Raw genomic sequence first — 18,091 nt, 5'->3', positions numbered from 1 at the left:
CTGGCCTGGAGGGAGGATCTATGAGGATCGGACATGGATATGACGTACACCGGCTGGTGGAGGGTCGGAAGCTGATCCTGGGCGGGGTGGACATCCCCTGGGAGAAGGGGCTGCTGGGCCATTCCGACGCTGACGTACTCACCCACGCCATTATGGACGCCCTGCTGGGGGCTGCGGCCCTGGGGGACATCGGCAAGCTGTTCCCAGACAACGACCCGGCCTACGCCGGAGCGGACAGCCTGGTACTGCTGGAGCGGGTGGGGGAGCGCCTCGCCCAGGCCGGGTACCGGGTGGGCAACATCGACGCCACTATCCTGGCCCAACGCCCCAAGCTGGCTCCCCACATTCCACAGATGCGGGCCAATCTGGCCGCCCGGCTGGGGCTGAACCCGGATCAGATCAGCGTAAAGGCCACTACCGAGGAGGGGCTGGGCTTCACCGGGGCCGGGGAGGGCATGGCCGCCCACGCTGTCTGTCTGCTGGAAAGGCTGTGAGTGCGGGCGACCGTAAAGGTCGCCCCTACAACGTCTCACATTCCGCTCCTCTTGCACATATGCTGGTGCGAGAGGAGCGTTTTTTATGGTATATTATCTCATTGTCTGCCGCTCCCTGACCTATGCCCAGCGGACCGCCGCAGTGCTGGAGCGGGCGGGAATCACGGCACGGATCCTTCGATCCCCCAAACTGATCGACCGGGAAGGATGCAGCCATTCCGTCAAGGTGACTGAACGCAGTCTCACTACCGCGCTGGTGATTCTGAACCGAGCGGGACTTACGCCCAAGCGGATCTATCTCCAGGCGGAGGACGGCGGATACCAGGAGGTAGGGCTGTGATCTATCTGGACAGCGCCGCAACAACGCTGCAAAAACCTCCCGCAGTGGCCCGGGCGGCGGCCTGGGCCATTCAAAATCTGGCCAGTCCCGGCAGGGGAGGACACCTGCCGGCCAGAAAGGCGGCGGAGACCGCCTTTGCCTGCCGCCAGGCGGCGGCGGATCTCTTTGGTGTGGAAAGCCCGGAGCAGGTTGTCTTTACGTTTAATGCCACCCATGGCCTCAACATTGCCATTCGTTCTCTGGTGAAGCAGGGGGACAAGGTGCTTATTTCTCCCTGGGAACATAATGCTGTCACCAGGCCTCTCCACGCCCTCGGAGCAGAGATCCTGATTGCAAAGGCCCCCCTCTTTGACCGCCAGGCCCAACTGGATGCCTTTGAGGCTGGCCTGGAGGCCCGGCCGGTTGCGGTAGTGTGTACCCATGTTTCCAATGTATTCGGCTTTATCCTGCCCATAGAGGAGATCGCCGCCATGTGCCGCCGTCGGGGAGTTCCCCTCATCGTGGACGCCTCCCAATCCGCTGGTTGCTTGCCGGTACGGCAGGATACCATCCGCGCCGCCTTTATTGCAATGCCTGGTCATAAAGGCCTGTATGGGCCCCAGGGAACTGGCCTGCTCCTTTGCGCTGGGGAAGCCGTTCCTCTGATCCAGGGTGGAACCGGCAGCGCCTCTGTTCTCCAGACCATGCCGGATTATCTGCCTGACCGGTTGGAGGCTGGAACCCATAATCTACCTGGGATAGCTGGACTGCTGGCGGGGCTGCGCTATGTGACCGCCCGCACCCCGGAGACCATCGGCAAACGGGAGGGGGGCCTCATCCGCCGGGCCGCCCAAGGCCTGGCCCGGCTGCCCCGGGTGAGAGCCCTTCAGGCCAGAGATCCGGCCTGTCAGAGCGGCGTACTTTCTTTTCAGGTGGAAGGCATGGACTGTGAGGAGGTTGGGGAATTGCTCAGCCGACGGGGGATTGCTGTACGAGCCGGACTCCATTGCGCCCCACTGGCCCATGAGAGTGCTGAAACGCTGGAGAGCGGTACTATCCGGGCCAGTGTATCTGATTTTACGACCCAGGCTGAGATTGACCGGTTTGTATGGGAGATCTCCAGACTGGCAGCCCAATCCAGCGATGCAACCCGTCGTCCGTCAGAAAAACGGACTTAGATGAAAAGCCCTCCGAAGCTGCGGCCGGAGGGTTTTTCTTGGTTTGGAGAAGTCGGTCCCTGTCGATTGCCTTCGGAAACGGAATAGAATTCACAGAAAATTGATCTTGCTTGCCCTTGTCAATCGTAGGGGAATACAGTATAATAAATTGGTTAAAGTAGGTCAGTTCAAAAGATACGGACAGAAGGGAATGACCGGCGGCGCCGGGGAGCAGGAGACGAGGGAGTATGGAAGGCATTTTGTATCTGCTGCAGCAGTTCAAAGGGATGGTAACCCCCATCGGGATCTTCGATATTATTGATATCCTGATCATGGCGTTTATCATCTATAAACTTATCATGCTCGTTCGCCGGACCAGTTCCGGAGCGGTGGCCAAGGGTGTGCTGGTGTTCATCGTGGCCCTGTGGATTTCCAGCTTTGGACTTAACACCGTTAATTTCCTGTTGGGCAAGCTGGTGGAATGGGGCGGCGTGGCGTTGGTGGTTATTTTCCAGCCGGAAATTCGCCGCTTCCTGGAGCAGATGGGTCGTACCAATATTGGAAAAGTATTTACCCATGCGGAAGAACGCAACGAGTTGGACGGTGCTATCACTCAGACGGTGGAGGCTTACGCCGCCCTGTCCAAATCCAAGACCGGCGCTTTGATGGTTTTTGAGCGGAAAAATATGCTGGAGGACGCAATAAAGACGGGTACCGCTCTGGACTGCTCGGTAAGCGCCGAGCTATTAAAGAATATTTTTTGGAATAAAGCGCCTCTCCATGATGGGGCGGTTATCGTCCGGGGCGGCCGGATCGTGGGCGCGGGCTGTATGCTCCCCATGTCGGGAAATGTGAACTTGTCCCGGGAACTGGGCATGCGCCACCGGGCGGGTATCGGCGCCAGCGAGCATACCGACGCGGTGGTAGCCATTGTGTCGGAGGAAACCGGTTCCATCTCTGTGGCAGTGGGCGGTATGCTGAAACGCCATCTGGCCCCTGAGACTCTGGAACGGTTGCTGCGCAACGAGCTGATGCCCGAGAAGGAACAGACTGAGACCCCGTCCAAGTTTAAACTGATGAATCTGTTCCGGGGTGGAAAGGGGGAGAAGCAGAATGGTGAAAAAGATCACTGATTCCAAGTGGTTTTATATTCTGGTCTCCATCCTGCTGGCCTTTGCCCTGTGGATCTATGTGGGGAAAGAGGCAAATCCCTTGACTACCGGGACTGTACGCAACGTTCAGGTGGTGTTCAGCGGTCTGGAGGTATTGGAGGAGCGGGGACTGATGATCTCCCAGGGCGCAAATCAGACGGTCAACCTTAATATTCAGGCCCGGCGTGACGTATTTAACCGCCTTTCCCAGGGGGAAGTAACGGTGAATATCGACGTATCTACCATCACCGAGCCGGGAGAGCAGTCCATTCCTGTCACCACCCGCATCATCAGCTATCCCAGATCCATTACTTCCACCGATGCGATTGATTTGCGGTATACCAGTCCGGCCACCGTGGACTTTACAGTTTCCCGCTGGACGGAAAAGGATGTCCCGGTGCAGGCGGTCTTTGAGGGCAGCGTGGCCGAGGGCTATCAGCGGGGCGAGTTCTCCATCACCCCGGAGACCATTACCATCAGCGGTCAGGAGGAACTGATCAACGAAATTCAATATGCTCAGGTAACGGTAGCTCAGCAGGAGTTGACCAGCACTTACAGTGAACAGTGCGCTGTGACGTTGATTGATACGGACGGCAACAAAGTGACCAGCCCCAACATTCAGGCAGAACCTCAGACTGTACTGGTGACTCTGCCGGTTGAGGTACTCAAGGAAGTGCCCCTCACAGTCAATCTCATTGACGGCGGCGGCGCTACGGCGGACAATGCCAAGGTGACCATCGAACCGACAGACACGATTATGGTGTCCGGCGACCAGGCCGACGTGGAAGGTTTGAAGGAGATCTCTCTGGGCGATATCAAACTGTCTGATGTATACGGAACCAGTACCTTTACCAAAGAGATTGAACTCTCTCCCGAATTGACCAACGTCAGCGGTATTACCGAGGTGACGGTAACTGTAACCATCCAGGGGCTGGCCACCCGCACCATGAAGGTGGACAATATTGAGATCATCAACAAACCTGCGGGCTATGAGGCGGAGGCCATTACCAAGTCGTGCAGCGTCCTCATCCGGGGACCGGAAGAGGAGGTCAATCGAATCGCCGAGTCTCAGCTGCGGATTGTGGCCGACCTATCCAACACCGACCCCTCCACCGGCAGCCGCACCGTTCCTGTGAAGGTCTATCTGGACGGCAGCAGCAGCGTAGGCGTGGTGGGGGAGTATGCCATCTCGGTGTCCCTGACTTAATGTTTTGTGAGTGAATAAAGAGAAAACCAAGGTGATCCCATGATTCAAACTGCAAAAGTAACCAAAGTATTTCCCGATGGCCGGGCGGAAGTAGCGGTAAAACGCCAGTCCGCCTGCGGTCACGACTGCTCCAAGTGCGGCGGCGGGTGCAGCGAGTTAATGGTCAGCTCCACCGTAGCCGTTATGGCGGCCAACCCGGTTCGGGCCATGCCAGGCGATATGGTGCGGGTGGAGTCCTCCACCGGCGGTATCCTCAAGGCGGCGGTGGTGGTCTACCTGGTACCCTTCATCTTGTTTTTCCTGGGCTATTTTGTGTGCGCAGCCCTTCAGCTCAGCAGCGGGATCAGCGCCGCAGTGGGCGGCATCGGCTTTGCGGTGGGTGTGCTGCTGGCAGTATTGCTGGACCGGCAGGTACGCCGCAGCCGCTCCATCACCTTCTGTATTACCGCAATCAACCCCGCTGACTGATGTTCGGTTATGTGCGTCCCTGGCGGGACGAATTGAAAGTGAAGCAGAACCGGGACTACGAGGCTCTCTATTGCGGTGTGTGTCATGCCCTGGGCAAACGCCACGGTTTTATGGCCCGGATGTTTCTCAACTACGATTTCACCTTCCTGGCTATGCTGCTGGATGGCTCCAAGCCGGAGCCTGCCTCCATGCGGTGCCCCGCCCGGTTGTGGTGCAGGAAGAAAAACTGCGTCCTCTCCACCGGAGTGGATGCGGCCGCAGATGCCGGTACCATCCTCAGTTACTGGAAGCTGCGGGATACGGTAGACGACAGCGGGTTCTGGCGGGGGCTGCCCGCCCGGCTGCTGTCCCGGCTGCTCCGCCGTGGGTACCGGAAGGCTGCCGCTGCCCGCCCTGATTTTGACGGCCAGGTGCGTCAATGCCTGACTCAGTTGCAGGAGTTGGAGGGGGAGAAGTGCCCCTCCATTGACCGGACGGCGGACACCTTTGCACGGCTGCTGGCTGCCGCCGCTCCCCCCTCAGAAGATCCGGCCCGGAACCGGGCCATGGAACAACTACTTTACCATGTGGGACGCTGGATTTACCTGGTGGATGCCTGGGACGATCTGGAAGAAGACAGGCGTACCGGCGCCTACAATCCTATCTTGGTACGGTTTCCCAGCGGAGTGGAAGAAGGGCGGGAAGTCATGCGTACCACTCTGCGTCATTCATTGAACTTGGCCCGCTCCGCAATGGCATTGCTGACACTGGGCCACTGGCAGGAAACATTGGAGAATATTCTTTATTTGGGCTTACCCGCCGTGGAAGAACTGGTTTTTACAGGCCAATGGAAGGCCGCCAATCATACAGACAGGAGAAAACATACATGAGCGATCCTTATAGCGTATTGGGCGTAAAACCTGACGCCAGTGATGATGAGATCAAGCGGGCATATCGGGAATTGGCACGGAAGTATCATCCGGACAATTACCAGAACAACCCCCTCGCCGATCTGGCGGAAGAAAAGATGAAGGAGATCAACGAGGCCTACGATGCCATCACTAAGATGCGCAGCGGTGGGAGTTATCAAAGCGGCGGCTATCAGGGAGGATATCAGCAGTCCTACGGGTCCTCCTCTCAGGGGTCAAGCCTGTATAATCAGGTCCGTCAGGCCATCAACATGGGAGATCTGAGCCGGGCTGAACAGCTGCTCCGCAACGCCCCCGCTCAGGATGCCGAGTGGCATTTTCTTACGGGTTCTCTTGCCTACCGCAAGGGCTGGCTGGATGAGGCGGCGCAGCACTTCCAGATTGCCTGCAATATGGATCCGTCCAATGCGGAGTACCGGCAGGCTTTGATGATGATGCGCCAGGGCGGGCAGGCATACCGGCCTTACGGCTACGGTGGCGGACCGGACGCCTGCGATCTGTGTACCACCTGTATGTGCCTCAACTGCCTGTGCGGCGGCTGTGGAAATTAAGTTATGGCAGAGCGCAGACGATACCGCGGCGGCGCGGCCCGAACGGCGCTGGTGGGTCTGCTCACCGGCCTGTCCCTGATCTCTCTCTATCTGGCCTTTCTGGCTCCCAGCGGAAAGCTGGGGGTGGTTGCTCTGGCAGGACTCTTTCCCGCAGGGGCGGTCGTGTCCGCAGGACTGGCGGCAGGTTTTTTCTGCTACGCTGCCACCGGCATTCTTGGAATGCTTTTGATCCCCAGTAAGAGCGTGGCTTTGCTTTACCTGATCTTTTTCGGCCTGTGGCCCATGTTGAAAAGCCTGTTGGAAAAGCTACCCAACCTTGTCGTGGAGTGGACGGGCAAATTGTTGGTATGCAACATTGCGCTTGCCGTACTGTGGTTCGGTCTGAAGGCCCTCTTTCTGCCCTTCCTGCCTGGGGCACTCAGCCAGACCTGGATGGTCTTTGCCGCGGGCAACATTGGATTCGTCATTTACGACATCGGTTTTTCCAAACTGATTGCCTTCTATGCCGCCCGGGTGGACAGGGTCTTGCGGAAGAATCGTTAGTTTGTTATAATGCTTAAGATTAAAGTTTCTGCCCATCCAGCGCAGGAGTATTTTATAGAGGAACAGGGGGAACCCCATTTGGTCAAGAGTATGACCGGCTATGGCCGGGGAGAGGCGAATGTCAATGGTCGCCCCATTACGGTGGAGCTGCGCTCGGTGAACAACCGCTATTTGGACTGCACCGTCAAACTGCCCCGTATCTATGTATTTGCCGAAGATGCAGTAAAAACGCGGGTGCAGAGCCGTATTTCCCGGGGCAAGGTGGACGTATACATCACGATCGGGCCCTCCGCCAACGGTGATGTGGCTATCTCAGTCAATAAGCCGGTGGCCGACGGTTACTATGCAGCCCTGAAGGACTTGCAAGACACCTATGGCCTGCGGGACGATATTTCTGTGTCCCTGCTCTCCCGGTTCCAGGATGTGTTCCTGGTGGAAAAGACGCAGGAGGATCTGGAGGCACTGTCTGCCGACATCTGTGCGGTGCTGGACCTGGCTCTGGACGACTTCGACGCCATGCGTACCCGGGAAGGGGAGAAGCTGTGCCAGGACGTCCGGTCCCGGGCGGCTACGATCGAAGGGCTGGTGTCCAAGGTGGAGGTTCGCGCCCCTGGTATCGTGGCTGACTACCGTTCCAAGCTGGTGGCCCGGATGAATGAAGTCCTGCAGAACACTCAGATTGATGAGAGCCGTATCCTGACCGAGGCCGCCATTTATGCTGACAAGGTGGCAGTTGACGAGGAGACCGTCCGTTTGCGCAGCCATCTGTCCCAGTTGGAACATATGCTCAGCCAGGGCGGCGCCATTGGCCGCAAGCTGGACTTCTTGATCCAGGAGTTTAATCGCGAGGCCAATACCATCGGTTCCAAATGCAGCGATATTGAGACCGCCGGCTATGTTGTGGACATTAAGGCGGAAATTGAGAAAATTCGGGAGCAGATCCAGAATATTGAGTAAGGGGCGGTCCCATGAAACTGATCAATATCGGCTTTGGCAACATGGTATCGGCGGGGCGGCTCATTGCCATTGTTAGTCCGGAGTCCGCCCCTATCAAACGTATGGTGCAGGAGGCTCGGGATAAGGGCAGTCTGATTGATGCCACCTATGGTCGACGTACCAGAGCCGTACTCATCATGGACAGCGACCATATCGTCCTTTCAGCCCTCCAGCCGGAGACGGTGGCCGGCCGACTGGGCGGAAAAGAGACGGAAGCTGCGGAGGAGGAAGAGGCGCCTTGATGGGAAGAAAGAAAGAACGCGGTACGCTGATTGTGCTTTCCGGCCCTTCTGGAGTTGGAAAGAGTACGGTCATTGCCGAACTGCTCAGCGAACGCAAAGATATCTATTTTTCCGTATCTTTCACCACACGGCAGCCCCGTGTGGGCGAGGAGGACGGCGTCAACTATAATTTTGTCTCGCGGGATGAATTTGAGCGGATGATTGCCAACGATGAACTGTTGGAATATGCCGAATATGTCCATAATTATTATGGTACCTCCCTGCGGGTGATCCAGGAGAAACTGGCGGCTGGGATCGACGTTCTGTTGGATATTGAGGTACAGGGGGCCGCCAAGGTGCGGGCAAAGTGTCCTGATGCTGTATGTATTTTTATTATCCCGCCCTCCTTTGAGGAACTCTCCCGCCGTCTCCATCGCCGGGCTACTGACAGTGAAGAGGTGATCCAGGGCCGGCTCCAGAAAGCGCGGGAGGAGTACCGAGAGATCCCAAATTACGACTATCTGGTTGTAAACGATAAAGTGTCTGAGGCGGCGGCAGAGATTATTGCTATCCTTACTGCAGAGGGCTGCCGCACGAAAAACCGCATGAATCTGGTAGAAGGAGTCTGATACAATATGATGCTCGAACCCCCTATGAATCAACTGCTCAAGCAGGTGCCCAGCCGTTATCTGCTGGTAAATGTGGTGGCCCAGCGGGCCCGTCAGGTTGCTACCGAGGCGGAGGATGCCGGTATTTCTCTGGAGGATAAGCCGGTTACCATCGCTATTCGAGAAGTGGCTGATGGCAAAGTCAGTATGGATCGGGAAGAGGCCTAACATGAGAGGAACGAGAGGCAAGCGACAGGCGGGAGCGTCTGCCGCTTGCCTCGGGCTGTCCTTAGGGAAAATGGGAAGGTGATGGACATGGTTGCTAAAATAGCCCTTAAAGCCGCCACCTATGCCATTGATAAACCTTACGACTATACTGTACCAGCGGAACTGACCGGCTGCCTCCGCCCTGGCATGCGGGTAGTGGTACCCTTTGGATCCGGCAATCGCCACACAGAGGGTATCGTTCTGGCCTTGGAACATGACAGCGGGGGAACGCGGGCCCTCAAACCGGTGTTGACCATTCTGGATGAAACGCCTGTGCTGGATGGGGAGGCTTTGAAACTGGCCCTATGGATGCGGGAGAGATGGTTTTGTACCGTGTACGATGCTGCCCGGGCCATGTTGCCTGCAGGGCTGTACTATGCACTCCAGGATCAGTGGAAGATTGCTGAGGGTGTGGATCGGGAGACCGCTTATCAGGCGGCTGGAAAATCTGATCATGCAAGGCATGTGGTGGAGCTGCTCTTTGCCAATCACGGCTGCGCCGACGTAGCCACTCTGCGGGAGGCTTTCGGGGTAAAAGACCCAAATCCTGCGTTAAAGCTGCTGCGTGACAAGGGAATTATTGTGTTGGAGACCAGTGCCTCCCGCGGCGTGGGTGACAAGACCGAGCAGGTGGCAACCCTGGCTGTTCCCGCCCAGGACGCCCTGGATCAGGCCGCCGCCAGACGGCGAACCGCCCCGCTGCAATACGCGGTGGTGGAGCTGCTGTGTTCCATTGGCGCGGCTTCCACCAAAGAACTGTGCTATTTTACCGGGGCGTCGCCCGCCACCTTACGGGCTTTGGCCAAAAGTGGTGTCATTACGCTGGAGCGGAGGGAAGTTTACCGCCGTGTAACGGTGGAAGGAGTAACGCGGGCGAGGGAACCGGTTCTCAACGAAGAGCAGCAGGCCGCCTTTGACGGGCTGAATGCGCTGGCATCTGAAAACAAGCCGGCAGCCGCCCTGCTGTACGGCGTTACCGGCAGCGGCAAAACCCAGGTATATCTGAAATTGATCTACGAGGCTTTACGGCGCGGACAAAGTGCGCTGGTGTTGGTTCCCGAGATCTCGCTGACACCCCAGCTGATGCGGCTGTTTTCTTCTCACTTTGGAGAGCTGGTCGCCGTACTCCACTCCTCTCTCCGGGCGGGTGAGCGGTATGATGAATGGAAGCGGATCAAAGCGGGAGAAGCCCGCGTTGTTGTAGGCACCCGCTCTGCTGTATTTGCTCCGTTGAAGGATTTGGGCCTTATTGTTCTGGACGAGGAGCAGGAATCCACTTATCAGTCGGAAAATGTTCCCAAATACCACGCCCGCGACGTGGCGAAGTTCCGCTGTGTCCACCACAATGCGCTGATGCTGCTTGCGTCAGCCACTCCATCGGTGGAGAGTATGTATCAGGCAGAGACCGGCGCCTATCGGCTTTTTGTATTAAAACAGCGGTATAATCAGCAGGCGCTGCCGTCGGTTGACATCATAGATATGAAACAGGAATTACGGGCCGGGAACGGTACCGACTTGAGTGGTCCTCTGCTGCGGGCGATGGAGGATGCGGTCACCCGGGGCGAGCAGAGCATTCTGCTGCTGAACCGCCGAGGCGCCAGCCGGATGGTCAGCTGTGGGGAATGCGGGGAAGTACCTACCTGTCCGCGCTGCTCCATCCATTTGACCTACCACTCGGCCAATGGACGGCTCATGTGCCACTACTGCGGGTACTCCCAGCTCTTGCCGGAGTCCTGTCCCACCTGCGGCGGGGCCTTCCATTTTATTGGTGCCGGTACTCAGAAGGTAGAGGAGGAACTGAAAGAGGCTCTGCCTGGCAGGGAAATACTGCGGATGGATGCGGACGCTGTTTCAGCCACCCACAGCCACGAAACATTGTTGTCGCGGTTTGAGCGGGAAAATATCCCCGTGCTGCTGGGCACCCAGATGGTAGCCAAAGGCCTGGATTTTCCCAACGTGACCCTGGTGGGGGTCATCAACGCAGACCAGTCCCTTTACGCCGACGACTACCGTGCCGGAGAGCGGACCTTTTCCCTGTTGACTCAGGTGGTAGGCAGGGCGGGCCGCGGAGAAAAAGGGGGCAGGGCCATGATCCAGACCTTTACTCCGGACAATGATGTGATCCGTTGCGCTGCACGCCAGGACTACGACTCTTTTTACCGCCAGGAGATTGCGCTGCGCAAGCTGCGGCAGTGTCCGCCCTTCTGCGACCTGTTTGTACTCACAGCCTCCGGACGGCTGGAGGCGGAGGCTTTGCGCACCTGTATGCGCCTGCGACATACGCTGGAGGGCTGGCTCAAATTGCCGCAATACCAAACTATAGAAGTCCGACTTTTGGGCCCCGCTCCGGCGTCCATTGCAAAAGTCAATGAGCGATACCGCTACCGACTTACTTTGGCATGCTCCAATAGCAAGTCTGTGAGGACTATGATAGCCGCCCTGCTTCGGGCGGTTCAGACCGACAAAGAAACCAAAGGCGTTTCGGTGTCTGCCGACGTCAACCCATTGGATTAGGAGGAATACAATTATGGCTCTTCGCACGATTCTCACTGATGACGATCCTGTCTTGCACAAAGCATGTCGTCCTGTGACTCAGTTTGACGGACGTCTCCACGACCTGCTGGATGATCTGAAGGAGACGCTGGCGGAGGCCAACGGGGCCGGGCTGGCCGCTCCTCAGGTAGGCATTCTTCGCCGGGCTGTTATCGTAGTAGACGCCAACGATCAGATGCTGGAGCTGGTCAATCCGGAGATCATCGCTATGGAGGGAGAGCAGGAGGGCTTTGAAGGCTGCCTGTCTGTTCCCGGACGCTGGGGTGTCGTGAAGCGTCCCATGAAGGCCAAGGTGCGGGCTCAGGACCGCAACGGCAATTTCTTTGAGGTGGAAGGGGAGGAGATCGTGGCCCGCTGCTTCTGCCATGAGATCGACCATCTGGACGGCCACCTGTTTACCGAGCTGGCAGGCCGGCTGTATACCACGGAGGAACTGGACGAGCTGATGGCGGGGGAGGATGAGGCATGAGAATCCTCTTCATGGGTACCCCGGACTTTGCAGTGCCCTCTCTGGAGGCCTTGGTTGGTGCAGGACATCAGATCTGCGGGGTATTTACTCAGCCAGACAAGCCCAAGAACAGAGGCATGAAGCTCCAGGCCCCACCGGTGAAGGAGTGTGCCCTGGCCCACGATATCCCGGTGTATCAGCCTGTCAAGCTGCGGGACGGTACTGCGCTGGCCCTCATTCAGGAGCTGGCACCTGAGCTGATCGTAGTGGCGGCCTACGGCCGCATCCTGCCGGATGACATTCTGGCCGCCCCTCCCAAGGGGTGCATCAATGTCCACTCGTCTCTGCTGCCCAACTACCGGGGAGCCGCCCCCATCAACTGGGCGGTACTCAACGGGGATAAAGAGACCGGCGTGACGATCATGCACATGGCACACGATCTGGATGCCGGAGACATCATCTCCCAGGCATCCACCCCCATCGACCCGGACGAGACGGTAGTAACGCTCCATGACCGTCTGGCTCAGCTGGGCGCCCAGCTCCTGGTGGAAACCGTGGCGCAGATCGATGCCGGTACCGCCACCCGGACGCCCCAGGATCATGAAAAAGCCACCCTGGCCCCCATGCTGGGTCGGGAGCTGTCCCCCATGGACTTTAACCGCCCCGCCCGTCAGCTCCACGACCAGGTGAGAGGCCTGATTCCATGGCCTGCTGCCGTGTCTACTTTGGGAGACAAACGGTGTAAAGTATTTAGAACTGTCGTCTCTTCCGATAGCACCGACGCCGTACCTGGCACTGTCCTGGCCGCCGGGAAGGAGGGGCTGACGGTAGCCTGCGGACAAGGCACGGTGCTGCGGCTGGAGGAGATCCAGCCAGACGGCGGTAAACGGATGAAGGCTGCCGACTACCTTCGGGGCCATCCCGTTGTAGTAGGAACCATACTGGCCCTGCCGGAACAGGGAGAATGAAACTGATCTGGAACCTGGCAATCACCGGTATGGTGGCTGTATTGGGGTTATCCCTGGTGTTGCGGTGGTTGGGCGCTGCGGGCGTCCCGTTGCCGCTGCTTAGCGGCAGATTTCCTGCAGCCAGCAAGTATTGCCCGAATAGACAAGAATGTGTAAAGGTATTTGCCATTACATTTTCCTTCCGGATTTTGATTTTTCTGATGGTGGGTATAGTTGCATGTCTCATCCTGTATCCGGGCTCCGGTGGGGATGCAGCCCTTTGGATCTGGAAGCGGTGGGATGGTCTGCATTATGTCAACCTAGCAGAACTGGGCTATTCCGGCTATGTAGAGGATGGAAAAAATCTTTTTTTGGTGTTTTTCCCCCTATATCCCTGGTTGATGCGGGTGATTTCTCTGCTGACGGGCAATACTATGGCCGCAGGGCTGCTGATCTCCTTTGTCTGTTACGGGGTAGGCTGCGTCTTTCTATACAGGCTGGCCGCCTTTGAACTGGGCCAGGGTGCAGCCAGGCGGACGGTGCTGTTTCTGTCGATCTATCCCTACGCCTTCTTTTTTGGGGGTATCATGACGGAAAGCCTCTTTCTGCTTACTACCGCCGGAGGGCTGTGGGCCATTCGCCGACACCGTTGGTGGCAGGCGGGCATATGGGGCCTGCTGGCTGCTTTGACACGCATGCACGGTATCCTGCTGATCGGCGCTGCTGGCGCAGAACTGGTGACTCATGTGGGCCGGTTTGATTGGAAGGTCATTATCCGCAAATTACCGGCACTGCTGCTGCCTGCTGGGGGCACGTTGATTTACCTGGCTCTTAACTGGCGAGTAACTGGTGATCCTCTTGCTTTTACCATCATGCAGCAGCATTGGAGCCAGGGATTTTGTCCCATTGGTGAAACCCTCTGGTATGTACTGCAAAACGCGCTGAACTATCCTATGGAATTGGTGCGCTATCAGATCTGGATTCCGACCATTCTGCTGTTCCCGCTGTTTTTTACCCTGCTGGTATGGGCTCGGAATCAATTCCGCAGCATGTATACCCTGTATGGGTTTGTCTACCTGGTGCTAAACTATTCCTTGTCCTGGCTGCTCAGCGCCGGTCGATACCTGTCCTGTGCCTTGCCCTTTTTCCTGTTTGCCGCTGCCCTTACCGAACACCGGCCCAAACTGACGTTTGGGATAGCTGCTGTGATGGGATTGGGATTTCTGCTAAACCTATACTGGTTCCTCACAGGAGGACAGATCATGTGATTGGAGGCCGCTATGCCCTTTTTCTACTACTTTGACACCTATTACTGGATTATTTTAGTACCTGCTATGCTGATTGCCCTGGTGGCACAGATCAACGTGTCCAGTACCTTTAACCGCTATTCCCGCATTGCCGGTCGCAGGGGACTGACCGGCGCCCAGGCGGCGGAGGAGGTTCTGAAGGCCCATGGGGTGTACGGCGTACAGATCACCCGGGTGTCCGGCAGGCTTACCGATCACTACGATCCAAGAAGCAATGTCATTCGCCTGTCTGATTCTGTGTATGACTCCACCAGTATTGCCGCAGTAGGAGTGGCCGCCCATGAGGCTGGACACGCCGTCCAGTACGCTCAGGATTACGGCCCCATCAAACTGCGTGGGGCGATTATTCCGGTTTGCAATTTCAGCTCCCAGATCTCTATCCTGCTTATTATTCTGGGTTTTGTTCTGTATTCCAGGCCTCTGTTTGCGGTTGGAGTCATTCTCTTTGCCGTGGCAACGGTCTTTCAGGTCGTTACGCTTCCTGTGGAATTCAATGCTTCGCGCCGTGCGATCCATTCACTGCGGGATACCAATTTGTTGGATGAGCAGGAGCTTAGAGGCGCCAAAAAGGTACTTGGGGCTGCTGCCATGACCTACGTTGCGGCGTTGCTGGTGTCCATTGCGCACTTGCTGCGCTATCTCTTGCTGTTTAACAGCCGCCGGAGGGATTGATATGACGGCCAGAGAAGTGGCACTTCGAGCATTGGTGGCATGTGAAAGGCAGGGTGCCTGGTCGGACGGCTTTTTGAAAAAGACATTAGCTGCCGCCGGTCTGGACGGCAGAGACGCCGCTCTGGCTACCCGGCTGTGCTTTGGTGTGCTTCAGAACAAGCTGCTCTTGGACAACTATCTGGAAAGGTTGTCCACAGTGAAGCTGGAGAAAATGGAGCCTGGTATCCGCAACTCCTTGCGGCTTGGAGCATATCAAGTGCTTTTCCTTGACAGAATACCAGACCATGCTGCCGTTAGTGAGACGGTGGATCTGGCTCGAAAGGCCTCCAAGAATCCCCGCGCTGCCGGCCTGGTCAACGGGGTACTCCGATCCCTGGCCCGTCAGAAGGGCAGCCTGGAGCCCCCCGAGGACCCGGCGGTGCGTTACAGCCATCCCCAGTGGTTGGCGGATCTCTTTACCAGCCGATTGGGCGGAAAGGAGGCGGCGGCCCTCCTGGCTGCCGACAACAGCGAGCCGCCCACCTGCGCTCAGGTCAATACGACTAAAGCAGAAGTGGACGCGGTGATAAGTTTCCTCCGGGCTGATGGGGTGGAGGTGGAACTTCATCCATGGCTGCCAGACTGTCTGCTGTTGACTCACACTGGCAATCTGGAGGAACTATCTGAATTTCGGGAGGGACTCTTTTACATCCAGGACGCAGCCGCCAAGTTGGCAGTACTGGCTGCTGATCCCAGGCCAGGCATGTCGGTGCTTGATGCCTGCGCCGCCCCCGGCGGCAAATCCTTTGCTGCGGCCATCGCCATGGACATGCAGGGGAGCGTCATTTCCTGCGATATCCATCCCCACAAAATTGCGCTCATCCGTGCGGGGGCTAAACGGCTGGGGCTGGATTGTATATCTGCCCATGTATTGGATAGCCGGGAGTATAAAGAAGATTTCCTCGCCAGATTTGATTTAGTGCTGGCTGACGTACCCTGCTCCGGGCTGGGCATTATCCGCAAGAAGCCGGACATCCGGTATAAGGACCCCAAGCCCCTGGAAGGGTTGCCCCGGGTCCAAACGGCTATTCTGGATAACGTGTGCCGCTATGTCAAGCCGAACGGTGTGCTGCTCTACGCAACCTGTACGCTGCTGGAACGGGAAAATGAGGATGTCGTCAACGCATTTTTGGACAGGCATAAAGACTTTACATTAGAGGGATTTCAACTGCCGGGCTGTTTTGAGGGGGCGGAGCATGGTATGGTGACCTGCTGGCCCCACCGCCACGGCACCGACGGCTTTTTCTTCGCCAAGCTGAGGAGGAAGGCATGACTGACATCAAATCCATGGATCTGGCGGAGATGACCGCCTATTTCAAAGAACTGGGAGAGCCCGCCTTCCGGGCCAAGCAGGTCTTTCAGTGGCTCCACCGGGGGGTGCGCTCCTTCGATGAGATGACCAACCTGTCCAAGCCTTTGCGGGAAAAGCTGAAAGCAAGCTGCCTGCTCTGTCCTCCGGCAGTGGAACGCAAGCAGATGTCCGCCCTGGACGGCACCATCAAATATTTGTGGCGTTTATCCGACGGAAACTGCATTGAGACGGTTTTGATGCGCTATCATCATGGGAATACTGTGTGTATCTCTTCTCAGGTTGGGTGCCGTATGGGATGCGCCTTTTGCGCATCCACACTGGGCGGCAAGGTAAGAGACTTAACGCCTGCTGAAATGCTGGACCAGGTTCTCTTTACCCAATTGGATTCCGGACATACCATAAGCAATATTGTACTCATGGGTATCGGGGAGCCTTTAGATAATTTTGATACAGTGCTGAGGTTTCTGGCTTTGGTAAATAGTCCTGACGGACTTAACATTGGAATGCGCCATATTTCTTTGTCTACCTGTGGTCTCGTCGAAAAAATTGACAAACTAGCCGAGTATCAGTTACAATTAACGTTATCGGTATCCCTCCATGCCCCCGATAACGAGACCCGCAGCAAACTTATGCCGGTAAACAAACATGTGGGCGTGGAGAAACTTTTTGATACCTGCCGCCGATATTTTGAAAAAACAGGGCGACGGATCTCCTATGAGTACGCTATGGTGGATGGGGTAAATGACGCTGATTGGCAGGCCGATCTGTTGGCCGAGCATCTCAAAGGCACCCCTGGTCACGTCAATCTGATCCCACTCAACCATGTGGCGGAGAGTCCCCTGAAGCCCAGTCGCCGGGTGGCCCAGTTCCAGAAGCGCCTGGAGTCCCACGGCATTACTGCCACGGTACGGCGCAAACTGGGCGGGGATATTGATGCCTCCTGCGGTCAGCTTCGCAGGAAGGCTATGCTGCAAACCGATTGAGCTGCACTGGCGTGTATCGCCGGTTCCATTGTTTTGCCGGAAGCCCGTGCAGCGGGGCTGACCGGCTGGAAAAGAGGCTGATTCACTATGATCAACGCATGGGGCATCACCGATAAAGGTGTGGTCCGAACTCAGAATCAGGATGGGTATTACTTAGATGTGCCGTCGGAACACCTGGCAGTCGGCGTGGTCTGTGACGGCATGGGAGGCGCAAAGGCGGGCAATATCGCTAGCCTGATCGCGGTAGAGACCTTTGTGGATACCCTTCAGCGTGCCCAGGGCGACCCGGACACTCCGCCGCCGGCAGTTTTGTCACAGGCTGCGGAAGAAGCCAATGAAGCGGTATACCGCAGAGCCTGTTCCGACCCGGATTGCTTTGGTATGGGTACCACTATGGTAGCCGCCTTAGTTGTGGAACAGACGGCATATTTGCTGAATATCGGAGACAGTCGGGCTTACCATATCAACCAGGACGGGATTGTCCGCCTGACCCGCGACCATTCAGTGGTTGAGGATATGGTTGCCAGGGGCGATATTACCCCGGAAGAGGCTCGTACCCATCCGCGAAAAAATCTGATCACACGGGCCCTTGGCGCGGAAGAACACATCCGGGCCGATTTGTATGAAAAAGAACTGCAAAGCGGAGATTTCTTGCTGCTGTGTTCCGATGGGTTGAGCAACATCCTGTCTGACCAGGAATTGCTTTATGAAGTCATTCACGGCGGAGAACCGAGCGGCTGCTGTCAGCGGTTGCTGGATATCACCATCTCGAGAGGCGCGCCGGATAACGTGACGGCAGTCCTCTTCCAGATCCTTTGAAAAGGGGGTAATGAACTATGGATCAATACATAGGGAAATTACTCGACAACCGATATGAAATCCTGGAGCGCATCGGCATCGGCGGCATGGCCGTGGTGTACAAGGGCCGGGATCACCGGCT

Annotated in this window: 21 protein-coding genes; all 21 read left to right on the top strand. The window is 57.0% G+C overall.

Translation table 11 applies throughout. From position 1 onward, the window contains the following. Positions 1 to 20 precede the first annotated feature (20 nt). Positions 21 to 494, top strand: coding sequence for a 2-C-methyl-D-erythritol 2,4-cyclodiphosphate synthase (gene ispF, locus Q0K43_RS05745; RefSeq protein WP_297289607.1), 474 nt, complete (start codon positions 21 to 23; stop codon positions 492 to 494). 85 nt (positions 495 to 579) lie between these two features. Further along, entirely contained in the window at positions 580 to 834 is a 255-nt protein-coding gene (locus tag Q0K43_RS05740) for a DUF3343 domain-containing protein (protein ID WP_297289606.1), read from the top strand. Continuing rightward, positions 831 to 1,991, top strand: coding sequence for an aminotransferase class V-fold PLP-dependent enzyme (locus Q0K43_RS05735; RefSeq protein WP_297289605.1), 1,161 nt, complete (start codon positions 831 to 833; stop codon positions 1,989 to 1,991). Before Q0K43_RS05740 ends, Q0K43_RS05735 begins: the two co-directional genes overlap by 4 nt. 227 nt (positions 1,992 to 2,218) lie before the next feature. After that, on the top strand, positions 2,219 to 3,103 hold the full coding sequence (gene cdaA, locus Q0K43_RS05730; protein ID WP_297289604.1) for a diadenylate cyclase CdaA: 885 nt from the start codon (positions 2,219 to 2,221) through the stop codon (positions 3,101 to 3,103). Continuing rightward, positions 3,084 to 4,328 carry a CdaR family protein gene (locus Q0K43_RS05725; RefSeq protein WP_297289603.1) on the top strand — a complete coding sequence of 415 codons (1,245 nt, stop codon included), beginning with the start codon at positions 3,084 to 3,086 and terminating at the stop codon, positions 4,326 to 4,328. The genes cdaA and Q0K43_RS05725 overlap by 20 nt, the downstream gene beginning before the upstream one ends. 39 nt (positions 4,329 to 4,367) lie before the next feature. Next, complete coding sequence (locus Q0K43_RS05720; protein ID WP_297289602.1) at positions 4,368 to 4,796, top strand: SoxR reducing system RseC family protein; 429 nt, start codon at positions 4,368 to 4,370, stop codon at positions 4,794 to 4,796. Next, positions 4,796 to 5,665: a DUF5685 family protein gene (locus Q0K43_RS05715; protein ID WP_297289601.1), complete on the top strand. Its 870-nt coding sequence runs from the start codon at positions 4,796 to 4,798 to the stop codon at positions 5,663 to 5,665. Before Q0K43_RS05720 ends, Q0K43_RS05715 begins: the two co-directional genes overlap by 1 nt. Then, positions 5,662 to 6,255: a J domain-containing protein gene (locus tag Q0K43_RS05710; protein ID WP_297289600.1), complete on the top strand. Its 594-nt coding sequence runs from the start codon at positions 5,662 to 5,664 to the stop codon at positions 6,253 to 6,255. The genes Q0K43_RS05715 and Q0K43_RS05710 overlap by 4 nt, the downstream gene beginning before the upstream one ends. Before the next feature lie 3 nt (positions 6,256 to 6,258). Beyond that, positions 6,259 to 6,798, top strand: coding sequence for a hypothetical protein (locus tag Q0K43_RS05705; RefSeq protein WP_297289599.1), 540 nt, complete (start codon positions 6,259 to 6,261; stop codon positions 6,796 to 6,798). 78 nt (positions 6,799 to 6,876) lie between these two features. Further along, complete coding sequence (locus tag Q0K43_RS05700) at positions 6,877 to 7,755, top strand: YicC/YloC family endoribonuclease (RefSeq protein ID WP_297289598.1); 879 nt, start codon at positions 6,877 to 6,879, stop codon at positions 7,753 to 7,755. Between the two features lie 11 nt (positions 7,756 to 7,766). Next, positions 7,767 to 8,036, top strand: coding sequence for an extracellular matrix/biofilm regulator RemA (gene remA / locus Q0K43_RS05695; RefSeq protein WP_297289597.1), 270 nt, complete (start codon positions 7,767 to 7,769; stop codon positions 8,034 to 8,036). Further along, positions 8,036 to 8,644 carry a guanylate kinase gene (gene gmk, locus Q0K43_RS05690; RefSeq protein ID WP_297289596.1) on the top strand — a complete coding sequence of 203 codons (609 nt, stop codon included), beginning with the start codon at positions 8,036 to 8,038 and terminating at the stop codon, positions 8,642 to 8,644. The genes remA and gmk overlap by 1 nt, the downstream gene beginning before the upstream one ends. 6 nt (positions 8,645 to 8,650) lie before the next feature. After that, positions 8,651 to 8,851, top strand: coding sequence for a DNA-directed RNA polymerase subunit omega (gene rpoZ / locus Q0K43_RS05685; RefSeq protein WP_297289595.1), 201 nt, complete (start codon positions 8,651 to 8,653; stop codon positions 8,849 to 8,851). Positions 8,852 to 8,938: 87 nt separating this feature from the next. After that, on the top strand, positions 8,939 to 11,404 hold the full coding sequence (gene priA / locus Q0K43_RS05680; protein ID WP_297289594.1) for a replication restart helicase PriA: 2,466 nt from the start codon (positions 8,939 to 8,941) through the stop codon (positions 11,402 to 11,404). 13 nt (positions 11,405 to 11,417) lie between these two features. Beyond that, positions 11,418 to 11,912 carry a peptide deformylase gene (gene def, locus Q0K43_RS05675; RefSeq protein WP_297289593.1) on the top strand — a complete coding sequence of 165 codons (495 nt, stop codon included), beginning with the start codon at positions 11,418 to 11,420 and terminating at the stop codon, positions 11,910 to 11,912. After that, entirely contained in the window at positions 11,909 to 12,859 is a 951-nt protein-coding gene (fmt, locus tag Q0K43_RS05670; RefSeq protein ID WP_297289592.1) for a methionyl-tRNA formyltransferase, read from the top strand. Before def ends, fmt begins: the two co-directional genes overlap by 4 nt. Next, complete coding sequence (locus tag Q0K43_RS05665; protein WP_297289591.1) at positions 12,856 to 14,106, top strand: glycosyltransferase family 39 protein; 1,251 nt, start codon at positions 12,856 to 12,858, stop codon at positions 14,104 to 14,106. The genes fmt and Q0K43_RS05665 overlap by 4 nt, the downstream gene beginning before the upstream one ends. Before the next feature lie 12 nt (positions 14,107 to 14,118). After that, entirely contained in the window at positions 14,119 to 14,817 is a 699-nt protein-coding gene (locus Q0K43_RS05660) for a zinc metallopeptidase (RefSeq protein ID WP_297289590.1), read from the top strand. 1 nt (position 14,818) lies between these two features. Next, a complete protein-coding gene (gene rsmB, locus Q0K43_RS05655; RefSeq protein ID WP_297289589.1) occupies positions 14,819 to 16,129 on the top strand; it encodes a 16S rRNA (cytosine(967)-C(5))-methyltransferase RsmB in 1,311 nt (436 codons plus the stop codon). Then, on the top strand, positions 16,126 to 17,151 hold the full coding sequence (gene rlmN / locus Q0K43_RS05650; protein ID WP_297289588.1) for a 23S rRNA (adenine(2503)-C(2))-methyltransferase RlmN: 1,026 nt from the start codon (positions 16,126 to 16,128) through the stop codon (positions 17,149 to 17,151). The genes rsmB and rlmN overlap by 4 nt, the downstream gene beginning before the upstream one ends. Before the next feature lie 87 nt (positions 17,152 to 17,238). Then, positions 17,239 to 17,970, top strand: coding sequence for a Stp1/IreP family PP2C-type Ser/Thr phosphatase (locus Q0K43_RS05645; protein WP_297289587.1), 732 nt, complete (start codon positions 17,239 to 17,241; stop codon positions 17,968 to 17,970). The last annotated feature ends 121 nt before the right edge of the window (positions 17,971 to 18,091 follow it).

Source organism: uncultured Flavonifractor sp., from assembly GCF_944383115.1.
Lineage (GTDB): Bacteria > Bacillota > Clostridia > Oscillospirales > Oscillospiraceae > Flavonifractor.
Note: the sequence above shows the minus strand (reverse complement) of the source record. Positions and strands in the feature narration are given on the sequence as shown.